General features: G+C 43.8%; 26 protein-coding genes. 7 read left to right on the forward strand and 19 right to left on the reverse strand.

Annotated features, from left to right (window positions below; genetic code table 11):
* Positions 1-93: 93 nt before the first annotated feature.
* The 3 genes from ypfJ to LGT40_RS11065 form a co-directional block, all read right to left on the reverse strand.
* Complete coding sequence (gene ypfJ / locus LGT40_RS11055; RefSeq protein ID WP_226071323.1) at positions 94-1002, reverse strand: KPN_02809 family neutral zinc metallopeptidase; 909 nt, start codon at positions 1000-1002, stop codon at positions 94-96.
* 459 nt (positions 1003-1461) lie between these two features.
* Positions 1462-1746 carry a hypothetical protein gene (locus LGT40_RS11060; RefSeq protein ID WP_226071325.1) on the reverse strand — a complete coding sequence of 95 codons (285 nt, stop codon included), beginning with the start codon at positions 1744-1746 and terminating at the stop codon, positions 1462-1464.
* Positions 1747-1774: 28 nt separating this feature from the next.
* The gene (locus LGT40_RS11065) at positions 1775-2221 is read right to left on the reverse strand and encodes a PA2169 family four-helix-bundle protein (protein WP_226071327.1); all 447 of its coding nucleotides are present in this window, start codon (positions 2219-2221) and stop codon (positions 1775-1777) included.
* A gap of 447 nt (positions 2222-2668) precedes the next feature.
* Between LGT40_RS11065 and LGT40_RS11070 the strand changes: the two genes are divergently transcribed.
* Genes LGT40_RS11070 through LGT40_RS11080 form a run of 3 tightly spaced genes read left to right on the forward strand, consistent with a single transcriptional unit; the run spans position 2669 to position 4015 of the window.
* Positions 2669-3130, forward strand: coding sequence for a hemerythrin domain-containing protein (locus tag LGT40_RS11070; protein ID WP_226071329.1), 462 nt, complete (start codon positions 2669-2671; stop codon positions 3128-3130).
* A gap of 35 nt (positions 3131-3165) precedes the next feature.
* Positions 3166-3522: a hypothetical protein gene (locus tag LGT40_RS11075; protein ID WP_226071331.1), complete on the forward strand. Its 357-nt coding sequence runs from the start codon at positions 3166-3168 to the stop codon at positions 3520-3522.
* Positions 3523-3556: 34 nt separating this feature from the next.
* A complete protein-coding gene (locus tag LGT40_RS11080; RefSeq protein ID WP_226071333.1) occupies positions 3557-4015 on the forward strand; it encodes a hypothetical protein in 459 nt (152 codons plus the stop codon).
* Between the two features lie 26 nt (positions 4016-4041).
* Here LGT40_RS11080 and LGT40_RS11085 read toward each other — a convergent pair whose 3' ends face one another.
* From LGT40_RS11085 to LGT40_RS11100, 4 genes are all read right to left on the reverse strand, one after another.
* Positions 4042-4332: a hypothetical protein gene (locus LGT40_RS11085; protein ID WP_226071335.1), complete on the reverse strand. Its 291-nt coding sequence runs from the start codon at positions 4330-4332 to the stop codon at positions 4042-4044.
* A 178-nt stretch (positions 4333-4510) separates the two neighbouring features.
* Entirely contained in the window at positions 4511-4828 is a 318-nt protein-coding gene (locus tag LGT40_RS11090) for a hypothetical protein (protein WP_226071337.1), read from the reverse strand.
* Between the two features lie 652 nt (positions 4829-5480).
* Positions 5481-7787 (reverse strand): ATP-binding protein, encoded by a 2307-nt coding sequence (locus LGT40_RS11095; RefSeq protein WP_226071339.1) that lies wholly within the window; start codon positions 7785-7787, stop codon positions 5481-5483.
* The gene (locus tag LGT40_RS11100; RefSeq protein ID WP_226071341.1) at positions 7784-8803 is read right to left on the reverse strand and encodes an ABC transporter substrate-binding protein; all 1020 of its coding nucleotides are present in this window, start codon (positions 8801-8803) and stop codon (positions 7784-7786) included. The genes LGT40_RS11095 and LGT40_RS11100 overlap by 4 nt, the downstream gene beginning before the upstream one ends.
* A 235-nt stretch (positions 8804-9038) precedes the next feature.
* Here LGT40_RS11100 and LGT40_RS11105 point away from each other — a divergent pair, with 235 nt between their 5' ends.
* Entirely contained in the window at positions 9039-9425 is a 387-nt protein-coding gene (locus LGT40_RS11105; RefSeq protein WP_226071343.1) for a YkvA family protein, read from the forward strand.
* 1 nt (position 9426) lies between these two features.
* Here LGT40_RS11105 and LGT40_RS11110 read toward each other — a convergent pair whose 3' ends face one another.
* The 6 genes from LGT40_RS11110 to LGT40_RS11135 all read right to left on the reverse strand — a co-directional run bounded on the left by LGT40_RS11110 (position 9427) and on the right by LGT40_RS11135 (position 15573).
* Entirely contained in the window at positions 9427-10770 is a 1344-nt protein-coding gene (locus LGT40_RS11110; protein ID WP_226071344.1) for a class II fumarate hydratase, read from the reverse strand.
* A gap of 46 nt (positions 10771-10816) precedes the next feature.
* Positions 10817-11047: a DUF2789 domain-containing protein gene (locus tag LGT40_RS11115; protein WP_226071345.1), complete on the reverse strand. Its 231-nt coding sequence runs from the start codon at positions 11045-11047 to the stop codon at positions 10817-10819.
* A gap of 160 nt (positions 11048-11207) precedes the next feature.
* A complete protein-coding gene (locus LGT40_RS11120) occupies positions 11208-11381 on the reverse strand; it encodes a hypothetical protein (protein ID WP_226071346.1) in 174 nt (57 codons plus the stop codon).
* A 154-nt stretch (positions 11382-11535) separates the two neighbouring features.
* Complete coding sequence (gene mtgA, locus LGT40_RS11125; RefSeq protein ID WP_226071347.1) at positions 11536-12237, reverse strand: monofunctional biosynthetic peptidoglycan transglycosylase; 702 nt, start codon at positions 12235-12237, stop codon at positions 11536-11538.
* A 124-nt stretch (positions 12238-12361) separates the two neighbouring features.
* A complete protein-coding gene (locus LGT40_RS11130; RefSeq protein ID WP_226071348.1) occupies positions 12362-14845 on the reverse strand; it encodes an ABC transporter permease in 2484 nt (827 codons plus the stop codon).
* Positions 14842-15573, reverse strand: coding sequence for an ABC transporter ATP-binding protein (locus tag LGT40_RS11135; protein WP_226071349.1), 732 nt, complete (start codon positions 15571-15573; stop codon positions 14842-14844). Before LGT40_RS11135 ends, LGT40_RS11130 begins: the two co-directional genes overlap by 4 nt.
* A gap of 28 nt (positions 15574-15601) precedes the next feature.
* Between LGT40_RS11135 and LGT40_RS11140 the strand changes: the two genes are divergently transcribed.
* On the forward strand, positions 15602-16246 hold the full coding sequence (locus tag LGT40_RS11140) for an arylesterase (RefSeq protein WP_226071350.1): 645 nt from the start codon (positions 15602-15604) through the stop codon (positions 16244-16246).
* A gap of 38 nt (positions 16247-16284) precedes the next feature.
* Here LGT40_RS11140 and LGT40_RS11145 read toward each other — a convergent pair whose 3' ends face one another.
* Together LGT40_RS11145 and soxC are read right to left on the reverse strand one after the other, a co-directional pair.
* Positions 16285-16824, reverse strand: coding sequence for a c-type cytochrome (locus LGT40_RS11145; RefSeq protein ID WP_226071352.1), 540 nt, complete (start codon positions 16822-16824; stop codon positions 16285-16287).
* Positions 16811-18049 (reverse strand): sulfite dehydrogenase, encoded by a 1239-nt coding sequence (gene soxC, locus LGT40_RS11150; RefSeq protein WP_226071354.1) that lies wholly within the window; start codon positions 18047-18049, stop codon positions 16811-16813. Before soxC ends, LGT40_RS11145 begins: the two co-directional genes overlap by 14 nt.
* A gap of 151 nt (positions 18050-18200) precedes the next feature.
* On the opposite strand from soxC, the gene LGT40_RS11155 reads away from it, so the two are divergent.
* Together LGT40_RS11155 and LGT40_RS11160 are read left to right on the forward strand one after the other, a co-directional pair.
* Positions 18201-19001: a quinoprotein dehydrogenase-associated SoxYZ-like carrier gene (locus tag LGT40_RS11155; protein ID WP_226071356.1), complete on the forward strand. Its 801-nt coding sequence runs from the start codon at positions 18201-18203 to the stop codon at positions 18999-19001.
* An 81-nt stretch (positions 19002-19082) separates the two neighbouring features.
* Positions 19083-19739 carry an HAD family hydrolase gene (locus LGT40_RS11160; RefSeq protein ID WP_226071358.1) on the forward strand — a complete coding sequence of 219 codons (657 nt, stop codon included), beginning with the start codon at positions 19083-19085 and terminating at the stop codon, positions 19737-19739.
* 113 nt (positions 19740-19852) lie between these two features.
* Here the strand turns inward: LGT40_RS11160 and LGT40_RS11165 are convergent, their stop codons facing one another.
* The 4 genes from LGT40_RS11165 to LGT40_RS11180 all read right to left on the reverse strand — a co-directional run bounded on the left by LGT40_RS11165 (position 19853) and on the right by LGT40_RS11180 (position 25397).
* A complete protein-coding gene (locus tag LGT40_RS11165) occupies positions 19853-20974 on the reverse strand; it encodes an ABC transporter permease (RefSeq protein WP_226071360.1) in 1122 nt (373 codons plus the stop codon).
* Positions 20975-23755, reverse strand: coding sequence for a ribosome-associated ATPase/putative transporter RbbA (gene rbbA, locus LGT40_RS11170; protein WP_226071362.1), 2781 nt, complete (start codon positions 23753-23755; stop codon positions 20975-20977).
* Positions 23755-24828, reverse strand: coding sequence for an HlyD family secretion protein (locus LGT40_RS11175; RefSeq protein ID WP_226071364.1), 1074 nt, complete (start codon positions 24826-24828; stop codon positions 23755-23757). Before LGT40_RS11175 ends, rbbA begins: the two co-directional genes overlap by 1 nt.
* Before the next feature lie 260 nt (positions 24829-25088).
* Positions 25089-25397, reverse strand: coding sequence for a hypothetical protein (locus LGT40_RS11180; protein WP_226071366.1), 309 nt, complete (start codon positions 25395-25397; stop codon positions 25089-25091).
* Positions 25398-25476 lie beyond the last annotated feature (79 nt).

Genomic DNA, 25476 nt, shown 5'->3' on the forward strand with positions numbered 1-25476 from the left:
AACGCGCCATTTTATGTTGATGGTCTAATGGCTAGCAACAAATAATCCAACAACGTGTTCGCGTGTATGGGCTAGTCAATTAGTTAAGCCTTTTTAGCCGGCTTCAAAGGTATTACAACGCGCAATATCCCCTGTTTCAAAGCCGGTGGTAAACCAGCGCATTCGCTGTTGTGAACTCCCATGAGTAAAGGAGTCAGGGCTGACATAGCCTTGTGATTGCTTTTGCAGGGCATCATCCCCGATGGCACTGGCCGCACGTAAACCTTCTTCAATATCGCCTGTTTCCAATAATTGCCTTTTATCATTGGCATGATTGGCCCAGATACCTGCAAAGCAATCTGCCTGAAGTTCTTGTTTTACTGAAAGCTTATTGGCTTCAACTTCAGGTAATTTACTTCGAGCAGCATGAACTCTACCGGAAATACCCATCAAGGTTTGAATATGGTGCCCCACTTCATGCGCAATCACATATGCCTGAGCAAAATCACCTGGGGCATTAAAACGTTTGTTGAGTTGATCAAAAAAGTCGAGGTCCAGATAAATTTGTTGATCACCCGGGCAATAGAAAGGGCCAATAGCAGATTGAGCCGTACCACAGGCAGAACGCACGACCCCACGGAATAAAACTAAACGTGGTTCTTGATAGGATTCACCCTGCTCTTTGAAGATATTCGACCAGGTCTGCTCCGTATCTGCCAGTACTACGGAAACAAACTCGACTAATTCTTTTTCTTCTGGCGATTCATTCAACGCTGAAGTTGAAACACTGGTCTCAGGGCTGCCACCCAGCCCGAGCATATAAAGCATGTTTCCAAGGCTACCGGTAAAAAGACCATATGCCAGAACCCCCACAATTAAGACTAATGTGCCTTTAACGCCAAGGAAACGAAACACCAGTGGCAATAATCTTAAGCCGCCACCGGCGAGACCTCCGACGCCTGAAGTGCGCATGGACCTTCTATCTTCGATATTGCTGCTTTTGGGGCGCCCTTTCCAACGCATAGGGATTCCTTGACTTAGTGGTGGATAAAGACGCTGTTTTAACAATCTACGAATTATTGAGCATCGTCTTATTTTAGGCTGATCGGCTAAAAGAAATACACTCCATTCGAATCAGCTAATGCAGAAGGATGTAATATTTTCGACAATATTCACATGACATTCACTTAACGATGGGTATTTTTACCATGTGTAATTGATGAGTCAGTATGATGAACAATAATAAACCTGAACAGCCCATAAATACGTCGATCCAGCAGCGTTTGCCCTGCAGGGGCTGCACCGCCGACTGTAAAAACTACGCTTTTTGTGATGGTAAGCCATGGAGACAGAATCCATCTGGCGTTCGCATTGGCAGCAAAACTCACTAAATCAACAAAAAAGCCCAATAAATAGTTAAATTTATTGGGCTTTTAGATATTTATTAGTTCAATGTAAGCCAATGGTGGTGGATAATCAACTTTAGTACTGCTGCCCCACACCTTGTTCAGTTGCCTCATCCAGACCGTTTTCTTCGTCTGGAGTGGACTCCATCAAATCATCATCATCTTTTTGGCGATTGATTTCTTCGGTAGGTTCTGGATTTTCCGCCTCATCTGCATTTTCATCATAAGGATTTTTACTCCATTCCGCATCAGCATCCAGTTCGTTATCCTGTCCCATTTGCTCATTCTGTTCATCTGAACATCCTGAGAGCATCACTGAGGTAAAAGCCAACGTTAAAGTCAATATAAGTGCTTTCCACATATTTTCAATTCCTTATAGTTTATTTAAATTAAGACGAGATTTGCTCAATCGTGGCATCAAGCCAAGCGCGATGTCTGCGTTCATCGGCCAGACCGTTTTGTAAAATAAGTTTAATCGTTCCCGGAAACGGTTCATCGACCATCGCCTCATAGCTTTTATTGGTGACTTCTTCGTTCATTTTCATTGCTTTTAAAATCGCATCATCTCCACCCAGTTCAGCGATAACAACCTTGCCTTTGGTCAGTATTTTTTTCATATCACCACTATCTGCCGGGTTTCCCCCACTCAATCTTACGGATTCCGTTAATGCGGTAACGTGGTTTTTATGGTCCTCCATAAATGTCACTAATTGTTGTTTCAACTGCTTATCCTCCAATCGCTCAATAGCGGCTTTATATGCGGCGATAGCGTCGTAATCGATTTCAATAAGATTGTTAAGTTTTTTGATGATATCTTCCGATTGCATGTCAGTCATATTGAATTGCCCTCTAGCATTACATTAATAACATTTCGATTGATGTTGAGTAACCAAGGCAATAGCCAATATCTCTGTCCATCCCGACAGAGGCTTATCAGACAGAATCTCAACTTGTTGCCACAATCACCCTGCAAAAATACAGCTTTGATATTCCAGTATTGCCTCTCTACTTGATTACAAGGAGCAATCCCTATGCCATTGCCTAATCGTTGTGGTTTATGCCAGACATGGATCTTTGAAGGGTTAAATTAGAGCCAATACCTATAATTTTTTCTTTCATCACTAGTAATTTTTACCCATATTTAATTTTCTTTTATATATAAAAACCATTTAAAAGCTTGTCGGATATTGAGGTTAATTAAGCATTTGCACTGATTTACAGATGACAGGTACACAACTTGCAGGATGCGGACTACTTCTAGTAGCAAATTAAAGGGTTAAACAATGACTGACATCGAAAAGAATGCAAATGCCATCACGCTGTTGAAAAAAGATCATCAAAAAGTCAAACAGGCCTTTGCTAAATACGAAGATTTAGGCCCGCATGCTTATGTAGGTAAAAAGAAGTTGGCGAATGAAATTTGTGCCGAACTAACCCTGCATACCCAGTTAGAAGAAGAAATTCTCTATCCGGCGTTTCGAGAAAACCTCTCAGACGAGAAAGCGCTGGTAAATGAAGCAAAGGTTGAACATGACAGTGCCAAGGTATTGATTAAAGAAATTCAGCAAATGGAGGCAGATGAAGAATTATTCGATGCCAAAGTCAAAGTGTTATCTGAATACATTGATCATCATGTCAAAGAAGAAGAAAACGAAATGTTTCCCCTAATGCAAAAAAGTGATGTCGATTTGGTTTTACTAGGAGAAAAGCTGACCCAACGCAAACAGCAACTTAATAAAACTTGATCAAAAGTTATCCCACCTATTTGAGAGTAACGATTATGGACAGCAATCAAGTCAATAAGGCACAACAGGAATGGGGCTCTTTGAAAAAGGAAGCTACCGTTTTTCCTATTTATTCCATGCGCAAAGCATGGGATGTTTTGGAAAAGGAAATCAATAGCTTATCCAGCAACACTAACAAACCCAATAATGACTCCATCCGCTGGGGAAAAATCGATATTGGCGATATTACAGTGTTGGATCCACGACTCGGTAATCTTATTTTAAGCCTGCAATACACCAAGTTAAGTATCGAGGGGATCCAGTCTCCCCCTACATCCATGATTGTCGAATATATTCAAGCATGCGAGCGAGTCCACTGGATATTGGATAACTATCGAAAACTTGCCAGTTGACTTGCGGTTCATCCAACCATAAAGGGAATTTACCATGGCTAAACTGGTTAAGTGTAAAACCTGTGAATATCAAGTGGCTCGTACAGCTAAAAGTTGCGTTCACTGCTATACAAAAAATCCCGGTCTAACTTCCACGGATCATCTTATTAATATCATATGTATTTCTACCCTTCTGATTGCCATCATGCTGCTTTATAAAATTTCATTTAACGAGCAATTAATTCAGATTGCCGATGTGGAAGCAGCCGGCTTCGAAAAACAATATCAACGACATAATCTATTACAAAATGCCGAAAACGGGTGGGTAGGACAATGGAAAAATGAACGAATAGAACTCTATCAGTTTGCAGATACGACGGCTGTCGATTTGGAGTTTTTTTCCAAACGCGCAGCACCAGATAATCTGTTTGGTTGGAATGACGCCTGTATCCACAAAAACATTATTTTGCTGAGCGAGGGGCATCATGCTTGTGAAAAACTTAAACAGTTATAAGCCTTTCTTCTCTTCTTACGATGGGATTATTTTGTTTCAGATGATGGCCTTTCAAGGTCGTCAGTGATGTTATCTTCTAAACGAATATTTGGATCAGTGGTCTGATCCGTTTCACCAAGTGAAGAGTCGGGAATAATTTTCTTATTTTCATCCGCTTCAGCCCCGATTACTCCCTGTGTCACGCTACCTCGGCTGGATTCTGTGCTGTTAATATTATCACTTTCGGTTCGCCCGTCACTATTTGCCTCTTCGGCATTTGCAGCAGCACTAATAAACGTGCTCACTAACACTGCCAGGATCAATCGTTTGTCAAACATTTGAATCTCCTCAGTTTCCTAAGCTTTCCAGAGGAAACTAATATAGAAAATGAAAACGTAGCGATACTTTCCCTAGTCACCCTCAAGCCGACACTGAGAAATCGACCTGAAGGTCTTCCTTCCATGGAAAACGCTACGTTTCATAAACGGTTAAAGTGGGTGGGGTATACCCGCTTTATTATTGACCTTGCTCTCTTACAGGATCGCCATCACCCATTTCATGAGCTGGATGTTTGGCATTGCCTTCGTCTTTGTCATAAGCTTTTTTGTCAGGTGTAATGGACTTATCGTCTCTATCAGCGTTGTCGTAGGTTTTTGTTTCGCCTTCGCTTTTATCTTTATGCTGAGTATTATTGTCTGCGTGATTTTCAGTTTTATTAACTTTTTGATCCCATTCTGGATCATCTTTATTCATTTTTTCATGATCATCTGCCAGTACAGGAGTAGCAGCAAATGCTGTTGCTAATGCGGTTGAAAGAAATAGTTGCTTTAACATCTCATTCTCCTTTTATTTATCGGCATATTTTGTAATCCATTTCATCAGCAAAGAAAGAGCCGAATGCTTTCTTTGTATGGGCCTTGTCGCAAGGGTTATGCCAGAATAAAATTCATTTAGAATGAAAATATAAAATTCACAGAATTATTATAAGATATTCATAGGGTTATACGATCATTAAGCATATTCAGATGAGAAGTCAAAACAACATTATTATGAATTACTCATCGGGACCAAATGACTTAATCATGTAATTTTTACAAGATCAGCCATTTTTTTCAGTCGTAGCTATAGATAAATCTGTAAAAGTAGAATTTAAGGATATTAAGCCAGTCTTTTATTGCTGAAGGTCAGACTTTCTCATCCAGCACACTGACAAAAAATGATCTGATGAGAGGCTTTTTAAAATGACTTTGAAAAATACTACAAATGGTCAAAGCTATTTTTATCAGCATCAGGCTAGGAGGATGACCAATTCAGGATGCTCAGCAAAAGCCTATTGCAGCTGTTATCGCCTATTCCCTCATAGCAGCGATTTTATTTGAAAAATAATAGGTTACAGAAGGGATATGTAATTTTTACAAGTTTCCCTGACAGTCTGTCTTGAAAAAAATAATATGCTCGGGTTTATTCAGTGTGCTTTGAAATACTACTAAGTAGAAGGTAATTCATCGATACCATCTAGTGCCATTCTGACTTTACTGGCTAGTTCTTCACGATTGTAAGGCTTGGATAAGAGTAATACTCCCGGGTCGAGACGGCCATGATGGACAATCGAGTTTTCAGTGTAACCAGAAGTATATAAAACCCTTAGTGCGGGTCTCAGTTTGAGAGCATTTTCGGCAATTTTACGGCCATTTAATCCTTCCGGCAAAATCACATCGGTTAACAGTAAATCGATGAGTTGGTCCGATTCTAAGATCTGCATGGCTTGTTTACCATCCTCTGCAGAAATCACCTCATAACCTAAGTCTTTTAACTGGGCGACGACATAGTCTCTTACCAACGCATCATCTTCAACAACCAAAATATGCTCATGGCCTTTTTGAACATCGACCGTTTTCAACATTTTAGGATTCTCATCCAGAGCATTTTCTCCCGCGACTGGCAAATATAATCTGACAGTCGTCCCTTGATCGGGTTCTGAATAGATATTCACATGTCCATTACTTTGCTTAATAAAACCATAGACCATTGCCAATCCCAGGCCCGTGCCTTTATCTTTGGGCTTGGTGGTATAAAAGGGTTCAAACACCTTATCCAGTTTATCGACGGCAATGCCGTACCCCGAATCGGAAATAGCAACAACCACATAATCTCCTGGATCAATCTCATGAGCTTGAGCATATCGGTCAGGGAGATGAGTGTTTTGAGCTTCGATAACCAATTGACCACCTTTGGGCATCGCATCCTTGGCATTTAGAGCAAGATTAAGCAGTGCATTTTCAAACTGCCCCGCATCGACCATTATGCTTTGTAAGTGATCATCGGCGATTAACTGAATTGAAATTTCTGCTCCGACAGCACGCTCCAGTAATGGCCACAGGAGTTTGATTAATTGCTTCACATCCACAGGTTTAGGATCAAGAGGTTGCTTACGGGCAAAAGCTAATAAACTGCGGGTTAATTCGGCCCCACGGTATCCCGCTTGCAATACCATCTTAGCTAAAGGCAGGAGCTTGCTGGAGTCATCCAGGGACTCAGTAAGAATTTGAGAATTACCGATGACCACTGTTAATAAATTATTAAAGTCGTGTGCCACCCCTCCGGTAAGTTGCCCTACCGCTTCCAACCGTTGAGATTGACGCAGACGGTTTTCCAATTCCATCCTTTCGGAGATGTCCTGGCATGCTCCATGAACGCCGATGATTTCACCATCGCTATTCCGAACAGCTTCACCTGATGAACGAACCCAGACAGATTCTCCAGCTGAATTAAGGATTTGTAACTCCACGTCATACGGCGTTCCAGATTCAAAACACTTATTGAAGAGTTCGGTAATCTTCGGTTGATGTTCAGGGATGTAAAAAGAGAGCCCTTCTTCAATCGTCGGCGAATAACCATTTGGCTTACCATGAATTTTCGCCACCATATTCGACCACTTAATTTTTTGCGTGGTCATATCAACCGACCATCCACCAAAACGCGTTACGCGCCCGGCTATTTCCAATAAGTTGGCCTGCTTCGTTAATTCCCGTTGCTGCTCTAAAATCTGTTGGCTTGAGCGATCCTTTTGATCTAAAAGCGCATTAAATGCCAGAGATAATTCAGCCATCTCGTCTTGGCCAATCACTTCCGCTCGGGCAGTATCATCATTTTGCGAAATTCGTTTAATTGTATTGATAAGATTACGTGTAGGTCTGGCGATACGATGATAAATCAGACCAAATGCCATCACACATAATGCCCCGAAAATCAGTGCTGAAAACATAAAAACAACGAGAATTCGATTGATATGACTTTCAATGGTTTGCTGATTATCTTGTATCAGTTGATCGATTGCACTCTCTATTGCCACACCATGATCGGCAACTTGATTAATCAGTAATCTTGAGCGTAAGGGTAAGGCCAGCGGGTTGTGTTGGTTATCATTTGTCGTTGAGTCCGCGGTTTCCGGCAACGTCTGATAAGCATCTGCAACCGATTGAATTAATTGATCAATATGTCTGATAACTCTCTGCGCGTTAAATTTTCCATCCTTCAACTCAGACAACTCAATTTGAATCGATTGAGCATCTTTCAGAAATGCTTGCCACAGTTTCTCATCTGGTCGAAAGATCAGTAAATTGTCACTGGCTACAGATAAGGCATCGATCTTGTTATTTATTTTTTCCAGGGAGTAATGTTCATTTCGTTTTAATTCAACCTGATTAAAACTCCATGCACCCAAGACGATTAAAAAAAGTAAACCCAACAAACAACCGCTAATAAAAGCAATTGAGGTTTGCACCAATTTCATGGTTGCCCCTCATCAGCGAGCGTATTAGGTATTTTTACCGAAAAAGGCAGGACAGCCTGTAATGGAGCGGGCTCAAACCAGGAGAAAACATCGGTTTCCTGTTCAGAGCCGGGGAAATGACTGAGTCTGGCCCATTGAATACCCTGATGAAGTTCGGATATCAAAGACCAGTTTAAATTTACTTGGTGCAATCCAGGTTGATAAGCTTCACCTGTTATGCCCTGTTGATGTATCACATCAGTATACATCTCCATGATATTTTCACTATCCGTATGAATAACGTTGATTGCCTCTGCATACGCTTTGATCAATTGCTGACATTGTGTCGGGTACTGTTGAACAATTTGCCGCCGCGTCACCAATAGCCACTTAGCACTATAGACGTGACTACCTTCAACCTGTTGAATCAGATCGCCGTACTCCGATATAAAATGATTTGTCCATGGTTGCCATGCAACAATTGCATCAACTTTTCCATCAATTAAAGCCTGACCAAGCTCGTCAGGGGGCAGATAAATAATCTCGATATTATCGGCCTCAACCTGATAAAAAATGGAATACAACCACCAGATATATTCAACATTGGCCCCCTTTGTTAAGCCTACTCTTCCATTCTTCAGGTCAGCAACCGTTTGAATATCTTTACCAGTGGTAGTCGATAAAACTTGATACATTAAGGTCGAATGCAACAGATTGGCCAATATGACTAAATCATCTTGCGAACCATCATTCTGCCTATTAGTCATTTGATCCAGAATAAACGTGTTCGGCGCCATTAAGGCAAAATCGACCTCACCCGCCCGTAATGCCTGCAGACTTTGTTTTCCATAATCATGAAAAGTGACATTAATATTTAAATGATGCTTTGGAAAAAGTTGTTTTTTATTGGCAACCAATGTGGGCAGGTCACCCAGATAATTCACACCCGCCAATTGGAGTAGAGGTTGTTCGGCGTTATCTGGATTACAGGCGGATAAAATAAAGACGAGTAATATCACTACAATTTTATGGCTCATCTTATATTCCGTCATTGGTAATATGTTCATATTCTCTAATTGCGTACCAATTAATCCAGACTTTAATTTTTTCTACGCTAGTTTAATCACTATCGTTATCAATTTGACAGTTATACCCTGACATTGTGTTTTTTGGAATTGATTCAGCAGAAATTTATAGACAAATTAAAGGCTCAAAATCAATATAAAATCGTTTATGAAAATAAAAATTATTTCATTTATAAAATAAGAATTAATGACAATAAGAAAACTGAAAATTTTTGCTCAACAAATGAAAACGCAGCTGACAGCGTTATACCTCGCCAGTAAGCACCCGGCTGTGCCAAGCTGGATAAAATGGATGGTAATTGCAGTGGTGGCTTATGCATTGAGCCCAATTGATTTAATTCCGGATTTTATTCCGGTCATCGGCTATCTGGACGAACTCATTTTATTACCGTTTGCGATTTATATCGTAGTGAAATGCCTGCCAGAAAAGGTGTGGCAGGAATGCCTTACCGAGGCAAAAGAGCATCGAATACGCTTACCCCGAAATACTTATGCTGCCAGCGTAATCATTATATGTTGGGTGGCCATAATGTCAGTCGTGGCTTATGGCCTCTGGCAGTGGCTGAAGCGTTAAACTATCCTTCTGCTCTGGGTGATAGCATATTTTCCGGGCGTACCAGTTCATCAAATTTTTTGGCAGAGATATAGCCTGACGCCAGTGCTTCATCACGTAAATTTGTCTGATTGGCATAAGCTCTCTGGGCAATCAGAGCGGCCTTATCGTAGCCGATGACTGGGGATAATGCCGTCACCAGCATCAATGAGTTGGTTAACAATAGAGCAATGCGCTCTTGGTCCGGTTCCAGGTCTCGTAAACAATAATCAGTGAAACTACTCACGCTGTCAGTCAGTAATCTAATTGACTGCAACAGATTATGAATAATGACTGGTTTATAAGTATTTAACTCTAACTGTCCCTGTGCCCCTGAGAGCGTAACGGTGAGATGATTACCCATGAGTTGAGCGCAGACCATCATCAGACTTTCACATTGGGTTGGGTTTATTTTCCCCGGCATAATCGATGAGCCTGGTTCATTGTGCGGCAATTTTAATTCTCCAATGCCACAACGAGGTCCGGAGCCCAAAAAACGTATATCTGCCGCTATTTTATTCAGACTCACGGCCAGAGTGTTCAATACACCTGATACATCCACAATGCCATCATGGGCGGCCTGGAGCAATAGTTTATTGTCTGTCACCGTAAAAGGCAGATCCGTGAATTTCCTTAAATGTTCTACAAAACGCTCAGCAAACCCGGTAGAACAGTTCAATCCGGTACCAACTGCCGTTCCACCTTGCGGAATAGCATAAAGTGCCTCAACAGCAGTTTTCAAACGCATGACATTGGCTTGAATCTGGTCAGCATAAGTTAAAAACTGCTGCCCCAATGTTATCGGCGTCGCATCCTGCAGATGCGTTCTGCCAATTTTTATTATGGATTGCCATTGTTTCGATTGTGTGGCCATTACCTGCTGCATCTGTGTTAAGGCAGGTAACAGCTGAAGTTGAATTTGGTCCACCGTTGCAATATGCATTGCGGTCGAAAAACTGTCATTGGTCGACTGTCCCATATTGCAGTGATCATTCGGGTGCACCTGAATCGTCGAATTCAATCTCTTTGTCGCCAGATTGGCAATCACTTCATTAGCATTCATATGGGTTTGCGTACCCGAGCCGGATTGCCAGATGGTTAATGGAAACTGTTGATCATGCTCGCCGTTGATCACTGAGAGACTTGCCTCAGCTATTGCCAGACCGATATTTTTTTCCAATTGCAGGCAATCAATATTTGCCAGAGCTGCACATCGTTTCACCACTCCCAAGGCGCGGATAAAGTCACGGGGAAATGTTTCACCACCAATGGCAAAATGTTTCATGGCCATCTGTGTTTGCTGGCCCCAAAGTACTTCAGCAGACATATAAACCAATCAGATTGAATGACTTATTAAAAAATCTTATTAATGCTTACTGCCGTAACTGAACGTTAAGCTGATCAACTACCTCAGCCCAGTCAGAATCAGAAGCTAAACATTCTTTAATAAAAGCTGATTGAGATGGTGACCAGAAACTGGCGTTTTCCAGTTTTTCATTTTCCTGCAACGTATGGCTAGCCATAAATTGCTCAATGGCTGCTTCATTGCTCTCTAACCCCAGCTGCATAAAAAGGTTTTCCATCGTGTGTTGCGATGTGTCCATAGCAATGTTCCTCATCATTTCGTTAAAGCAAGAACTTAACACTACGCTTGTTTAGCTGTTTTTCAAAGTTTCATTCAGGGGCTGAAATTATGAGTAAAACCCATCACATTTGGACAAATATCTCAGGATGACTGAATCGTCATACTGATTCATTTTGATGTTAAGACATTGATGCCAGCCAGTCTTGGTAACTTGGTTTAGCCTGGGCATGTAAACCGGCAGAACTAAAAGCACTTTCACTATCGATTATTTCACCGTTATGCTCAAATACATTCTGATCTGCGTAATGTTTTGCCCAGCTTTCAAGGTCATGTGTCATCGAATTCATTTTCATCGTCTCACTCCGTTTTGTTATACAAAAATCTGCTAATTGCGTTTTTGATTAGTCAATTAACTGGAGATGATTCTAAAGACGGTGTGTTTAAATTTTGTGAAGAATCAATGCTCTGACGTCGCTATATGAAATCGCTCACATTTATCTATCAACATTATTCTTGGTTTAACGGAGCCAACCATTGGACTCCTCCAAGCCTGCGTTGTTGCTGCAAATTCCATTGAGCACGTTTATGCAGATGCTGCGCAGGTCGGGCTGGGTTGTAATTCAGTGGACTGGGTAAGGATGATGCCAGTAGTGCTGCCTGCATCGGTGTCAGATTAAATGCTGATCGACCAAAATGATATTGACTGGCTGCTTCCAGACCAAACACCCCAGGCCCCCACTCCGCAATATTCAGATAAATCTCAAGAATACGCTGTTTGCTCCAAGTAAGTTCAATCAGCAAGGTAAACCAGACTTCCAGACCTTTTCTGAGCCAGCTTCTACCTGTCCACAAATACATATTTTTGGCAACTTGCTGGCTGATGGTACTGGCACCTCGTAAACCGCCCCGTCGCTCCCGTTCCTTAAGTGCCTGTTGAATAGCATTCAGGTCAAAGCCACTATGCAATGGAAATTTCTGATCCTCTGAGGCCACTACGGCCAATGCTGCATGTTTGGGAATATCATCCCAACTCAGCCATGTTTTTTGGAGGTGAAAATCTTCCGATGCATGAATCCATCTATCGGCCATAACCATGGTAATAGGCGGATTTAACCAACGAAACGGTAGAACCAGTAGCAGACTGATCAGAATAAATGCCAATATCGTTAGCAATAATACTCGCACAATAAAACGATATAATCGATGCACAGTCATTCCTAAATTAAAAACATCCATCTACGTCGGATGAAAACCTGCACATAATGAGAGGTTTATTTTGACCATGCAACTGATAACCATTAATTGATCGTCGCTTTCCAAACTTTTATGTACCTTACTCCAGCTTTCTGAGCAATAACATTGGCGATACAGTCAACACCGGCGTTAATTGCCAGCGACCTAACAGAGCCAGAATACAAGCGCTTGCAAAAGGCAAGCTGATGACAACCGGCCAATGCCAGTGAAATTCGCCCTCAAACATCCGATATTGCAATGCCCAAACGGCTATTTCCGCGGTCAGTACACCTAATATGCCGGCCAGAAAGCCAATCAGTGCAAATTCAATGATCGTTGCACGAACCAGTAATCGTTGTTGACTGCCCAGAGTTCGTAATAATGCACCTTCCCTTTGGCGTTCTGACATGGTTGCACTGACTACGGCCACCATGACAGCAATTGCCGCCAAAAGTATCATTACTAATATTGCTTCTACGGCTTGCGTAACCTGACGAATGATTTGTTGAATACGCTCAATGATGTGATCAATTTCCAGCACAGAAATAGTGGGAAACTGCCTGACGAAATCATTCAATAATGTTTTATCCTGCTCAGCAAGATAAAAACTGGTGAGCGATGTACTGGGTAATCCATCTATTGCTCCGTTCGGCGGAAAGATAATAAAAAAGTTGGGGCGCATGCTGTCCCACTGCACACTCCGGATACTGGTAATGGCAGCGGTTACTTTTTCTGCGCCGACTGTAAAACCAAGCTCATCCCCGATCTTCACCCCCAGAGATTCGGCCAGTGATTGCTCAATAGAGAGGCCCGATGTATCTCCGGTTGCAAACCATTGGCCATCCACGATTTGATTATCTTCTGGATAACTGTCAGAAATCGTCAGATTGAGCTCACGGCGCAGTTCATCATCGTCTTTATTTAATGCAACTTCCTCAGCTGGCTGGCCATTTATCTCAGTCAGCCGACCTCTGATAATTGGATATAACGGACTTCTGTTGAGCTCATTGTCAGTAAAAAATGCCTCTACCTGATCAACGGATTCCGGAGCGATATTTAATAAAAAGTGATTTGGCGCATCTTCAGGCAGCTGGGCTTGCCAGTCAGCTAATAAAGAAGAGCGCACCAAAACCAATGTCGCGGCCAACATGATTGTCATGGCAAACACCGACATTTGCGATAACGTGGCATTGCGATGCAGGTATAAAGCAATCACAGCTAATCGCCAACTGCCTTTTCCTGCCGGCAATCTGCGTAAACCCCAGATGAGCCCTCCTCCGGCAATGGCTAACGAAATAACTAAAGCCATTACGGCTCCAAGCAATGCCATCACCAATACGATGTCGCTGACATAAATCCATAGCAAAGCAAAAATCACCACCGATGCCAGCAGCAAATCTTTAAACAATGCGGCTTTATTGTTGGTTGGCAGGCTGCGAAACACGCGCATAGCTGGTGTATTACGTAAACGATCAATAGGCGGATAGGCAAAGGCAAATAAAGCGACCAAGGCCGTTAAAACAGCTGGCCAGAGCTGCCAGAAATCCACTTCAAAATGTAACGGCTGTTCCATCAAGCGAGCTGTCATCGATGCCAAAAACCAGGCTGCAGGTATGGCGAGCATCAGCCCCAGTAATGTCGCTATTGCACCCCACCAAATTAAACGTGACAGATAGAGTCTGCGAATGCGGCTACCGGTTAATCCCATCGTTTTTAGCAATGCCACACGATCTCGTTGACTTAAAGCATATTGCCGGCTGGCAACAGCAATTGCCACAACTGCCAGCAAAACCGCCAAACTGCCGCCTAACAATAAAAACCCTTCGGCTTTATCCAGAGATTCGCCCAAGGTTTCTCCCTGACGAACATCGACCCAGCGATAGTTATCGGCTAACTGCGGTTCCAACCATATTTCAAAATCATGCAGTGTCGCTTCATCTCCAGCAAACAGTCCACGATGCCTGACGCGACTTCCCGGCTGTATCACTTCCGTCGCGGCTACATCATCCACATGCATCATCACTCTGGGAGCAAGGTTTGAAAGTCGAAATCCTCCATCGGGCTCACGCATAATCACACCAGTCACTTCAAGTGACGTTGATCCCACTTCCAGAGCATCACCCGGACGTAAATTCAATAAGCGCATCAGCCTGGGATTCAACCAGACTTCGCCTGGGCCAGGCCCTTTACTACCGATTTGTCGAGTGCTGTCCAGATCCGCTTGCCATTCAATTTCTCCACGTAATGGATAGGCATTATCAACCGCTTTAACAGCAACCAACTGAAATTGGCTTTCGTTGGAAACCATGGTGCCAAACTCCACCATCCGGCCAACTTTTAGACCTCGCTTTTCTGCTTCTGCATACCAGGCTTCTGGAATAGGGGCATTGGTTCGACTGTTTAATTGGCGATCAGCAGCCAAAAAGGCATTTGCAGAGGTCATTAATGTACGCTGCAAATGATCGGCAAATGCATTAATCGTAGCCACAGTCGCCACGGCAATGATCATCGCCATTAACATCACTTTAACGTTTCGCTCGCGTAGGTCCTGAGTAAATGAAACTACTTTAGCCGTCACATTCATGCAGATAACACCTCGGTTGTATTATCTGTTTTTTCGTGAAGTACACCGGCCTCAATCACAAAATGTCGCTGACAACGCTCCGCGAGTTGCTGATCATGCGTCACCATAACCAGCGTGGTTCCCTGCTCACGATTCAGTGTCATTAATAATTCCGTAATTGCTTCACCAGTTCGGGTATCCAGATTCCCAGTGGGTTCATCTGCAAATAACACCTGTGGCTCAACAGCAAAAGCTCTGGCAATAGCGACACGTTGCTGTTCCCCACCCGATAATTGTCGTGGTGTATGTTGCATTCGATCTCCAAGGCCTACCCGTTGCAACAACGCTTCAGCTTTAGATTTGGCATCAGATAACCCTGCTAACTCTATGGGAAGCATGACATTTTCAATTGCCGTCAATGCTGGTAACAACTGAAAAGACTGAAAGACAAATCCCACGCGCTGGGATCGTAAACTCGCACGTTCATCTTCTGATAAAGCACTGATGAGATGACCATTCATGCTGACTGTTCCACTGCTCGGGATATCCAATCCAGCCAACAACCCCAGTAAGGTGGTTTTACCGGAACCTGAACGACCAACGATGGCAGCAGACTCTCCTTTACGGATATCAAGGTTTACCTGCTGCAAAATCGAAAGTTTATCAGTACCCAAATCAACTGAGTGCGACAGATTTTCTACTTTAATCATGAAGTCGTTTAGTGGATTCCGTTGTCTATCAGTGGACATGCTTTCCTCACATAATTAATTGGCGGTTATGAAAACCTTATTACCTACGAATACATTGTTTCTCTGGTTGTTATTAATACTCTTCAGCTTCCACTCTCAAGCTGCTGAAACTGAAAGAAAAAACCTGTTAATCGTTGGTGACAGCCTCAGTGCTGCCTATGGCATCGACAGTGATGCCGCATGGGTTGAGTTACTCAAAGATCGGCTTGAACAAGAAACACCCGGCACCTGGAGTGTAGCTAATGCAAGTATTAGTGGTGAAACAACCGACGGTGGTTTACGTAGATTACCGGACTTGTTGGAAAAACATAATCCGGCGATTGTGGTTATCGAGTTAGGTGGCAACGATGGTTTACGAGGTTTCCCTCCCGATGTTATCCGCAATAATTTAGCCAGAATGATTGAGTTATCCCAACAGGAAGGTGCCGAAGTATTATTGGTTGGCATCGAGATTCCACCAAATTATGGTCAACGTTATACAGCCGCATTTGCGGATGTTTATTCAAGCCTGGCAAAAGAATATAACCTCGCCTTTCTGCCGTTTTTTCTGGCCGACGTTTATGATGGCGAGGCGATGATGCAAGCAGATGGAATTCATCCAACCGCTAAGGCACAACCTCAATTACTTGATAACATCTGGTCAGAGTTACTGGCTTTGCTGGATTTGGATTAATTCTGTCATCGCGTTTAATGACAATATTTGAGTAATAGTTACTGCATAACCTGTAAATTATCTCTAGGCTGAGTATAGAATCCTTGTTGATTGGGCATCTGAATCTGATGAATATTCTGCTGAGATAAGTGCCCATCTTCGGGCACCAAGCCATCTTGTGCGAGGATAAATGCGGATAATGCATAAGCTTCATCCGCAGTAAGTGAAAAAGGTGCTTGAGGCGGCATTGTTCTGCGTAAGTAATCAAACAATGTGGTTGCGTAAGGCCAAAAACTGTTGACTGTTTTCTCAGGATATTCTGAGGTGAGACTGCCTACATCCCCGGTTAATGCCATGGCTGAACCACCTCTCCCATTCTGTCCATGACAGGCAGCACATTGGCTGGCAAATAACTCCGCCCCCTGTCTGACCGATCCAGATCCCTCAGGAAGATTTTTTCCTGTTGGAAATATCGTTAAATTCCATTTAGCCGCGTTGTTTAATTCGTGATCGATCTTGCCCATTGGTTGGTACAGTTCATCGGCTAACACTGAATTCACTACAACCGCTGCTAAAACGGCGGCCTTAAGCATAAACATGAAATATCTCCCCTGAAGGATCCACTTCCCAACTAATAATCGCATTGTAGTGAAAGAAGTTATGTTTGCCTTTTTCCGTTACCAACATTTCCCGTGATGGTTGAATGTTGCCAGCTTCATCGGTCACTCGACTCTGTAAAATTGCAGTCTCGCCATTCCATTGCCAACCAATTGTAAAACGCGTGAAAGCTTTATCTAACACCGGCGTTTGCAAGGACGCCTCTTGCCAGCTTTCTCCGCCATCACAACTGACTTCAACCTTAGCCACCTTGCCAAAACCTGACCAGGCCAATCCACTAATTTGGTAGATACCGGGGTTATCAGGTAATACCATGCCGACAGAGGGAGAAGTGATAATCGACTTGGGCTGCATAATAAAACTGAATTGCTGCGCTTTACCGTCAGGCATTAACTCCGTGTATTGCGCAGTTTCATCCCGTGATTGAGCGGGCGTCTCCACCAAGAGAAGTTGGCGTAACCACTTTACTTGAGTTATCCCCTCCCAACCGGGCAAAATCAACCGCATCGGGTAACCATTTTCCGGACGTAGCCGTTCTCCATTCTGATAGAGGGCAATAAAGGCATCGTCCAACAGTTTTTCAAGGGGAATGGAAAGATTTAACGAAGCACCATCTGCTCCTTCTGCAACCACCCATTTTGCCTCAGATTTTACGCCCGCTTCTTTCAGTAGCAGTTTGACAGGAACCCCTGTCCACTCTGCATTTGAGACTAGTCCATGGGTATACCCCGCGGCAGACTGTACGGGCTCAGTTCGCCAACTGGTGTTGCTATTACCGCCGCATTCTATAAAACAAATACGTGAGTGCATCGGATAGCGAAGTAAATCCATCACTGAAAACTGCAAGGGTCGCTCCACCAGACCACTAATAACAAATTCATGCTGTTTAGGATCGATTTCAGGCACGCCATTATGATGGCGTTCGAAGTGCAGCCCATTTGGCGTAATGGTGCCAGCCAGTTCATGTAAAGGTGACCAGGAAACACCGTTTCCGGGCACCTCGGCATTGGCACTTATCCATCGAATAACTGTTTTTTCATATTCTGATGGTTGACCGTAATTACTGAAGGGTTTTCCGGGTTGTTGCATTGAAGCAGGTAATCCGGGTACTGCTTGACTATCTGCTCGGAAGGGTAGGCTGAAGATCATGGCTCCACCGGAAGGCAATAAGCTGTTTTTTAAAAAATTTCGTCGGCGCAGAGTCATGTCATATTCCTCAACCATATCGCATAGCTTGTAGCCTGAATGTGACGCTAAATTTAAGCCAAAATTGCACGTAAAAAATATTTGTTTTGGCTGTAATTTTTCATCTGCTTTTTAGTCTATACCTGTGCATGACCTTCTGGAGAGAATAAAAATGAAAAACAACAACTTTGCACTGTTCGGTTTGATTTTTACGACTTTGTTATTGAGCATGAGTCCGCTTAAAGCGGACACTCCCACTGATCCGTTGTGGCCACAATTAAAAACCGCTTATTTTGGGGATAAACAAATTCGGGAAAATGCCAATGGTTTATTGATTATTGAAGCACCAAAACGTGCTGAGGATGCCGCGATTGTGCCCATCTCAATTAAGTCCCTGGTGCCCCAATCTGCAGAAAATTACATCAAACATATCCACATTGTGATCGATAATAATCCTGATCCCTACTCGGCCAAATTTACCCTGAGCGATGCTCTCGACGAAGTCGCTATTTCAACCCGAATGCGGGTCGATCAATACACTGATATTCGGGCGATTGCGGAGATGAATGATGGTTCACTGCATATGGTATCAACGTTTGTAAAAGCATCAGGCGGTTGCAGTGCACCGGCCGGGAAAGATGCCGAGGCAGCCTTGGCTCGTCTTGGTAAAACCCAAATTCGTATGCGAACTCCAATCATCGGCAGTCCGGTAGATGCGCAAATAATTGTCAGCCATCCGAACTATAATGGACTTCAGTTTGATCAAAAATCCCGTCAATATATTCCACCGCATTATGTGAATAAAATTGACATCAGTTACCAGGGTCAGATGCTGATAGCTTTGGAAGCCGGTATTTCGGTCAGTGAAGATCCCAGTATTCGCTTTACTTTTACACCGAAAGAAAAAGGCACATTAAAAGCGTTAATCACCGATACTAAAGAAATGCAGTTCATAGCGGAAAAAACGCTTTAGTTTATTTCTTTTCATCGTCAACCAGCGCAACTGGAAGAAATATTTCTGTTGCGCTGGTTGTTATTAAATTGAATGAAAAACATGATAAAAGCCATTATTTTTGATATGGATGGAGTGATTGTCGATTCAGAACAGATCTGGGATGACTCGGAAAAGCTGGTTTTTTCCCGTTACGGAATTGAAGTGACTGAACACGATCAACGCACTACCCGCAATATGAATATGCGGCAAGTATCGGAATACTGGTCTCAAAAAGCCACAATGCCTTTTTCACTTGAGGATGCAGAACAAAAGGTTATTGAACAAGTATGTCAGCAGATCCGGTTTCGCCCGCAAGCGATGCTGGGGGCGTTAAATCTACTGCAACAAATTGATACATTAAATATTCCGATTGGCTTAGCTACCAATGCACCCAAACCCGTTTGTAATACTGTGTTGCAGTGTCTGGAAATTGAATCCTATTTTAAGTCGATTCAGACCGCTGATGATGTCACTCATACCAAACCTCATCCGGAAATTTATCTGAAAAGTGCTGATAATCTACAAGTTCAACCACAACATTGCCTGGTTTTTGAGGATTCTCCAACCGGTGTCAAAGCCGCGCATGACGCAGGAATGCAGGTTATCTATGTCAATCCAAAACACACTGCTGATGCAACCCTTCTTAAGATTATTCGCTCAGCACTGGTATCGCTCGAACATTTTTCCTGGTCTGATTTAGGGTCTGTTTATCTTTGATCTGCGAAGCTGTTGTGACAAAGAAAAGCCTTAACACTAATCAGCAAGGAAATCCGCTGGTAGAGCTGAGGACTGTTGCAACAAACCAGTTCTCTGCTGTCTGAGTCTGAAAATTACGCCATGGAAGCGATGGTTTTTCGAAAACGACTTAACGACACACCAAACAAAACGCCTCCCAGCAAAAGCAGAATCAGAAACTGTGGCCAGACTTCGCTGAACCCTGCTCCTCGATACAAAATCGATTGTGCCAATATAACAAAATGGGTATCAGGTGCCAGTAACATAATGGATTGAATAATATCCGGCATGCTTTCTCTGGGTGTGCTGGCCCCTGACAGGACTTGTAACGGTAATAAAATCATTACCAGCAATATGCCGAATTGAGGCATTGATCTGGCCACCGTACCCAGAAAGATGCCCAGTGATGTGGTCGCAAACAAGTGAAACAAGGTGCCCAGTAAAAACAACCAGACCGATCCCTGGATGGGAACGGCTAACCATGTCTGGACCACCAGCCATAAAGATAACGCTGTTGCTGTGATAACTACTAAAGCCATGGCCCAGACTTTACTGGCCATGATTTCAAAAGGTGTAACAGGCATGACCAGTAAATGCTCAAGCGTGCCATGCTCACGCTCTCGGATAAGTGCTGCTCCGGTTAAAATTATCGATAACATGGTGATGTTATTGATAACCTCCATTACCGCGCCAAACCACTGACTATTCAATTCGGGATTAAACTTTGCGCGTAGCACCAAATCAACCGGTGTCACGCTCTCCTGCCGATGCCGTTGCACAAAGGCGTCAATCTCACCGCTGACAATAGACTGTACATAGTTATTGCCGGTAAACGCCTGTCCCATGCGGGTTGCATCAATATTTAGCTGAATAACCGGTTGATGGCCCGCCAGTAAATCACGTTGAAAATTTGAGGGAATATGCAAGGCAAATGTATCAATTCCCATATCCATCCGGCCATCAATTTCATGCTGGTCTATCAGCACAGGTGGCAAAAAATAAGGCGGATAAAAGGCATCCACAATTCGCATGGATAAAGGGGATCGATCATCATCGACAATCGCTATCGGCGCATTATTCAAAGAATCAATCATCGCAGTTGCCGCCGCATAAATCGACAAACTGAACGCGTAAACGATAAAGATCATCAATACCGGATCGCGTAATAAACTACGTAATTCTTTGACGCCCAGATGCAGAATATTACTGATGGCCATTTATCGTTCCTGCTTTTTCAACAGCATAACGCCGATCAGCATCAATACCGGAACAGCAATAAATAACGCAGTAAATGCGGAGTGTAAATCCGAATATGACAGTCCCTTGGAAAACACACCACGGGAGATAGTCAGAAAATGCGTGGCAGGATAAACCTCCCCAATCCATCGGCCCAGGCCCTGCATTGACGACACTGGATCAATCATGCCCGAGAATTGCACTGCCGGAATCAAGGTTAACAACGCCGTGCCAAATAACGCTGCAATCTGACTGCGGGTGAAGGCTGAAATCAGCAAGCCCAGCGAGGTAGCACAAAACACATAGAGCAATGCCGCAAATGTCAGGGTGAGAAAACTTCCGCTTAGCGGCACTTGAAATATAAATACCGCAAACAATACCAGTAGCACAAAATTTAACATTCCCAACGCGATATAAGGCAATTGCTTACCGAGTAAAAATTCCAAACGACTTACCGGCGTGACATACAGATTCACGATCGAACCGAGCTCTTTTTCACGTACGACCGATAATGCCGTCAACATCGATAGGATCAGCATCAACAGCAATGGAATCATCGCGGGTACCATGGCAACCAGGCTTTTTACATCGGGGTTATAACGAAAGCGTGCTTCAATGCTGGCAGGCTGTGCCGTGACAGATGACCCAAGTATTTCTCTTGATTTCATAGTCAGCCAATGACTATGCATTCCCTGCACATAACCGCGAATGTTTTCACCTCGAGTTGGCATTGATCCATCAATCCAGGCGCCAATTTCCACCGGTCTGCCTCGAGCCAGATCCCGGCCAAATCCATACGGGATCTCAATTGCCAGACTGAGTTCACCGGACTGCATTCGCTGCTCTAGTTCAGCATGGCTATATAACGCAGGTTGTTCAATAAAATAACGTGATCCTGATAAATTAAGCGTGTAATCTCGGCTGGTCGCTGATTGATCGGCATCAAGCACCGCAAATTTAAGATCTTCTACATCCAGACTGATGCCGTAGCCCACCACAAACATCAGCAATAATGTGCCGAGCATTGCCATGGTTAATCTGATGGGGTCTCTAACTAATTCAAGTGTCTCACGTCGAGTGTAACTGTATAAGCGGCGCAGACTAAAGTCAGTGAGCGGAACTCGGGATGAGGAATCACTTTTATGATTGGTTTTTATCGAGTTTTTGGCGCCCTCATCAGTCATCGGCAGATTTTCCGTGCGCCGTACTTCCTCCTGTAAATAATCGACAAAAGCATCTTCTAATGAGGCCGTATTTCTGGCCTTTTTTAAATTCTCCGGCGTATCAGTCACCAGCACCCGTCCCGCATGCATCAATGAAATCCGGTCGCAACGCTCCGCTTCGTTCATAAAATGCGTTGAAATAAAAATGGTTACCCCATCCTGCCGCGCCAAATCCACCATGATTTGCCAGAACACATCACGTGCAATCGGATCAACTCCCGAAGTCGGTTCATCCAGAATCAACATTTCAGGTCCATGAATCATCGCTACTGCAAGTGACAACCGCTGTCTTTGTCCAAGAGGCAAAGCATCAGGCAAACTATCCAGTACCGCTTCAAGTTCAAAGCGTTTTGCCATCTCGTCTATTCTGGCAGCGATACTATGCGAAGGCAGTTTGAATAATCGTGCATGCAGATCCAGATTCTGCTTTACCGTCAGTTCACCGTATAACGAGAATGACTGGGTCATATAACCCACCCGTTGGCGGGTACTCAGATCGTGCGGGTCAATGATTTTGCCAAATAATCTGGCTTTTCCTTCAGATGCCGCTAACAGCCCCGTTAACATTTTCATCGTAGTAGTTTTGCCACAGCCATTGGAGCCGAGAAAACCAAAAATCTCGCCACGTGGAATACGGAAACTCACCTGATCTACGGCAGTAAAATGACCAAACCGCCTGGTGAGCTTATCCGCCTCAATGGCAAATTCATCTTGAGCAGATTCATCGCGCGAGGAGATAACAACAGGTTGATGTCGCTGACGTTGTTCTTCTGGTAACAACGCTATAAAAGCAGACTCCAGCGAGCTGGTAGATGTGTGCTCAAGTATCTGTTGTGGTGTGCCGGTGGTAAGCACCTTCCCCTGATTCATTGCCACTAACCAGTCAAAGTCTGCGGCCTCCTCCATATACGCAGTTGCCACCAGAACACTCATTCCCGGATTATCACTTCGAATCCGGTTAATCAGTGACCAGAACTGGCGTCGTGATAACGGATCCACGCCGGTGGTAGGTTCATCCAGAATAAGTAAATCCGGGTCATGAATCAGTGCACAACATAAGCCCAGTTTTTGTTTCATACCCCCAGATAATTTACCTGCTGGCCGATCTGCGAATGCTGTCAGACCAGTAGCTTCCAGCAGTTCACTGATACGTTGTTCACGCTCATGACGATCATGACCGAATAAACGGCCAAAAAAATCAACATTTTCAAATACGGATAGGGTGTGATAAAGGTTTTTGCCAAGCCCTTGAGGCATATAGGCAATACGGGGACAAACTGATTGCCGATGCTGTTGTTTTCGCATGTCGCCACCCAGCACTTCAATTGTGCCATGCTGAATTGCGTGTGCACCGGAAATCAATGAAAACAAGCTGGATTTGCCGACCCCATCTGGCCCGATAATGCCCGCCATGATTCCTGCCGGAATATCGAGACTCAGATCATCTAACGCTTGTGTTTTCCCATAGCTAAGACTGACATTTTTCAGCACAGCCACCAGGCGTTTGTCATTCAACTCAGACAAAGCCGATGCTGTCATCAAGGGATCCTCACTGCCAGATGTTCTGGCCATTCTCCCTGGGTATCTTCAAGAACATACGCGACACCGGGCAGTCCGGTTTTTACACGCAATATATAGGTATCCAACAGATCCTGTGGGATCTGGGCACGCACTCTAAACATCAGTTTTTCCCGTTCAGTAGCGGTTTCGACGGTTTTGGGTGTGAACTGTGCGACATCGGCAACAAAAGATACTTTGGCCGGAAAGACATAATCAGGTGCGGCATCCAGAATAATTCTGACATCAGTTCCTAAGGCTAAACGTCCTGCACTGAGTGTAGGTAAAAAGAAGGTCATGTACACATCTCTCAGGTCGACCAGATTCAACACGCGTCCACCAGCGGCAATGACTTCTCCAGGTTGGGCAATACGATACTGAACTCGACCATCACGGACAGCTTTAAGCTCGCTATCAGAAATATCCGCTTGAATACGATCAATACTGGCCTGAGCACCTAATAAAGCAGATTCCGCCCCAGCCATTTGAGCTCGAGCCGTGGCAATGGCTGCATCTGCAGCGGCTACCTGAGCCTTTGAGGCACTGACCGCAGCTACCGCGCTTTGTTGACGGGCAAAATCATCATCGGCTTCCTGTTGAGAAGTTGCTCCACGTCCTGCCAGAGCCGAAGATCGCTCATAACGCTTACGAGCTACATTTAATTCTGCCTCACGTTGGGCAACCAGGGCCAATGCCGCTTGTTTTTCTGCTTCGCGCTGTACCAATTGACTTTTAGCGATAGCAACGGAGCTCTCGGCCTGATGAAATAATGCCTGGGCCTCACGTAATTGGGCCATCAGGTTTTCAGTATCCATAAGGGCCACTACCTGTCCCGTGGTGACAAAATCACCTTCGCGGACCAAAATATCCTGAATACGCCCGGCGGTTTTGGCAGCCACATCGATTTCAGTCGCTTCAATTCTGCCGTTGCCATAAACCACGCCAGCGTTTGGATCCGGGGCAAGATAAAAACGCCAAAGAAAAAAAACCAACAAGACAATAAAGGCTCCGAAGATTACGGCGCGAAAAAAATAATTGATTCGGTTAATTGGCATTCGTTTTCCCTTATACAAAGAAATTTGCCAAATCGGCGCAGTAAGCACACAGGAATATTAAAGCAGCATTGCCAGTTCGGATTAACAGAGAAAAGTGTGGAAGATTATTGCATTGCAACCTGCTTCAACAAATTTTTTAGAACCTTTTACAGTTGAATATAAGTGTACAACAGCCAGAGTTTATTACATCACAGAATGTGAGTTAATTTAGCAGCTTTTGATGCAGATCAATTGAATTTAAAAAACGAAAAAAATAATGCTCAAGGTTGATGCTGCTCGCAACCTTGAAAAACTTTTTGCTCGACAGCTTCTTCGGACAACTCGTCTGGAAAGGTATAAGCAAGATTGATGGCCAGGTCCACTACCCGTAAAAACTCTTCATTTGCAAACTCCGGTCGCAAAGTCTGTTGCACTTCCTCTTTGGATTTACCCGATTGCTTATGATGGTGATAATCACCTGTCAGGTTGGCAATCAGTTGACACTCTTTATTATCGTCCATCTCTTCGGCAAAAACCGGGATGCTCAAACAGCTCAACATCGGCAAGACAAGAAAAATCGTTTTTTTCATGAGAAGCTCTTGGTTAAATTGATAAAAATCAGATATAGGACCATCTTGCTAACGTTAAAATCCTTGATAGTTAAGCTAG

This window comes from Methylophaga pinxianii (assembly GCF_020447225.1).
Lineage (GTDB): Bacteria > Pseudomonadota > Gammaproteobacteria > Nitrosococcales > Methylophagaceae > Methylophaga > Methylophaga pinxianii.

What these genes read in the sequence shown, in the direction of transcription:
- LGT40_RS11165 (WP_226071360.1), bottom strand. Translation starts at nt 20,974, where the DNA reads ATGGCCATCAGTAATATTCTGCATCTGGGCGTCAAAGAATTACGTAGT.
- LGT40_RS11075 (WP_226071331.1), top strand. Translation starts at nt 3,166, where the DNA reads ATGGACAGCAATCAAGTCAATAAGGCACAACAGGAATGGGGCTCTTTG.
- LGT40_RS11100 (WP_226071341.1), bottom strand. Translation starts at nt 8,803, where the DNA reads ATGAGCCATAAAATTGTAGTGATATTACTCGTCTTTATTTTATCCGCC.
- LGT40_RS11140 (WP_226071350.1), top strand. Translation starts at nt 15,602, where the DNA reads ATGAAAACCTTATTACCTACGAATACATTGTTTCTCTGGTTGTTATTA.
- LGT40_RS11175 (WP_226071364.1), bottom strand. Translation starts at nt 24,828, where the DNA reads ATGCCAATTAACCGAATCAATTATTTTTTTCGCGCCGTAATCTTCGGA.
- LGT40_RS11110 (WP_226071344.1), bottom strand. Translation starts at nt 10,770, where the DNA reads ATGTCTGCTGAAGTACTTTGGGGCCAGCAAACACAGATGGCCATGAAA.
- LGT40_RS11145 (WP_226071352.1), bottom strand. Translation starts at nt 16,824, where the DNA reads ATGTTTATGCTTAAGGCCGCCGTTTTAGCAGCGGTTGTAGTGAATTCA.
- LGT40_RS11080 (WP_226071333.1), top strand. Translation starts at nt 3,557, where the DNA reads ATGGCTAAACTGGTTAAGTGTAAAACCTGTGAATATCAAGTGGCTCGT.
- LGT40_RS11070 (WP_226071329.1), top strand. Translation starts at nt 2,669, where the DNA reads ATGACTGACATCGAAAAGAATGCAAATGCCATCACGCTGTTGAAAAAA.
- LGT40_RS11090 (WP_226071337.1), bottom strand. Translation starts at nt 4,828, where the DNA reads ATGTTAAAGCAACTATTTCTTTCAACCGCATTAGCAACAGCATTTGCT.
- ypfJ (WP_226071323.1), bottom strand. Translation starts at nt 1,002, where the DNA reads ATGCGTTGGAAAGGGCGCCCCAAAAGCAGCAATATCGAAGATAGAAGG.
- LGT40_RS11085 (WP_226071335.1), bottom strand. Translation starts at nt 4,332, where the DNA reads ATGTTTGACAAACGATTGATCCTGGCAGTGTTAGTGAGCACGTTTATT.
- soxC (WP_226071354.1), bottom strand. Translation starts at nt 18,049, where the DNA reads ATGACTCTGCGCCGACGAAATTTTTTAAAAAACAGCTTATTGCCTTCC.
- LGT40_RS11105 (WP_226071343.1), top strand. Translation starts at nt 9,039, where the DNA reads ATGACAATAAGAAAACTGAAAATTTTTGCTCAACAAATGAAAACGCAG.
- rbbA (WP_226071362.1), bottom strand. Translation starts at nt 23,755, where the DNA reads ATGACAGCATCGGCTTTGTCTGAGTTGAATGACAAACGCCTGGTGGCT.
- LGT40_RS11060 (WP_226071325.1), bottom strand. Translation starts at nt 1,746, where the DNA reads ATGTGGAAAGCACTTATATTGACTTTAACGTTGGCTTTTACCTCAGTG.
- LGT40_RS11115 (WP_226071345.1), bottom strand. Translation starts at nt 11,047, where the DNA reads ATGGACACATCGCAACACACGATGGAAAACCTTTTTATGCAGCTGGGG.
- LGT40_RS11180 (WP_226071366.1), bottom strand. Translation starts at nt 25,397, where the DNA reads ATGAAAAAAACGATTTTTCTTGTCTTGCCGATGTTGAGCTGTTTGAGC.
- LGT40_RS11130 (WP_226071348.1), bottom strand. Translation starts at nt 14,845, where the DNA reads ATGAATGTGACGGCTAAAGTAGTTTCATTTACTCAGGACCTACGCGAG.
- LGT40_RS11095 (WP_226071339.1), bottom strand. Translation starts at nt 7,787, where the DNA reads ATGAAATTGGTGCAAACCTCAATTGCTTTTATTAGCGGTTGTTTGTTG.
- LGT40_RS11120 (WP_226071346.1), bottom strand. Translation starts at nt 11,381, where the DNA reads ATGAAAATGAATTCGATGACACATGACCTTGAAAGCTGGGCAAAACAT.
- LGT40_RS11065 (WP_226071327.1), bottom strand. Translation starts at nt 2,221, where the DNA reads ATGACTGACATGCAATCGGAAGATATCATCAAAAAACTTAACAATCTT.
- LGT40_RS11135 (WP_226071349.1), bottom strand. Translation starts at nt 15,573, where the DNA reads ATGTCCACTGATAGACAACGGAATCCACTAAACGACTTCATGATTAAA.
- LGT40_RS11155 (WP_226071356.1), top strand. Translation starts at nt 18,201, where the DNA reads ATGAAAAACAACAACTTTGCACTGTTCGGTTTGATTTTTACGACTTTG.
- LGT40_RS11160 (WP_226071358.1), top strand. Translation starts at nt 19,083, where the DNA reads ATGATAAAAGCCATTATTTTTGATATGGATGGAGTGATTGTCGATTCA.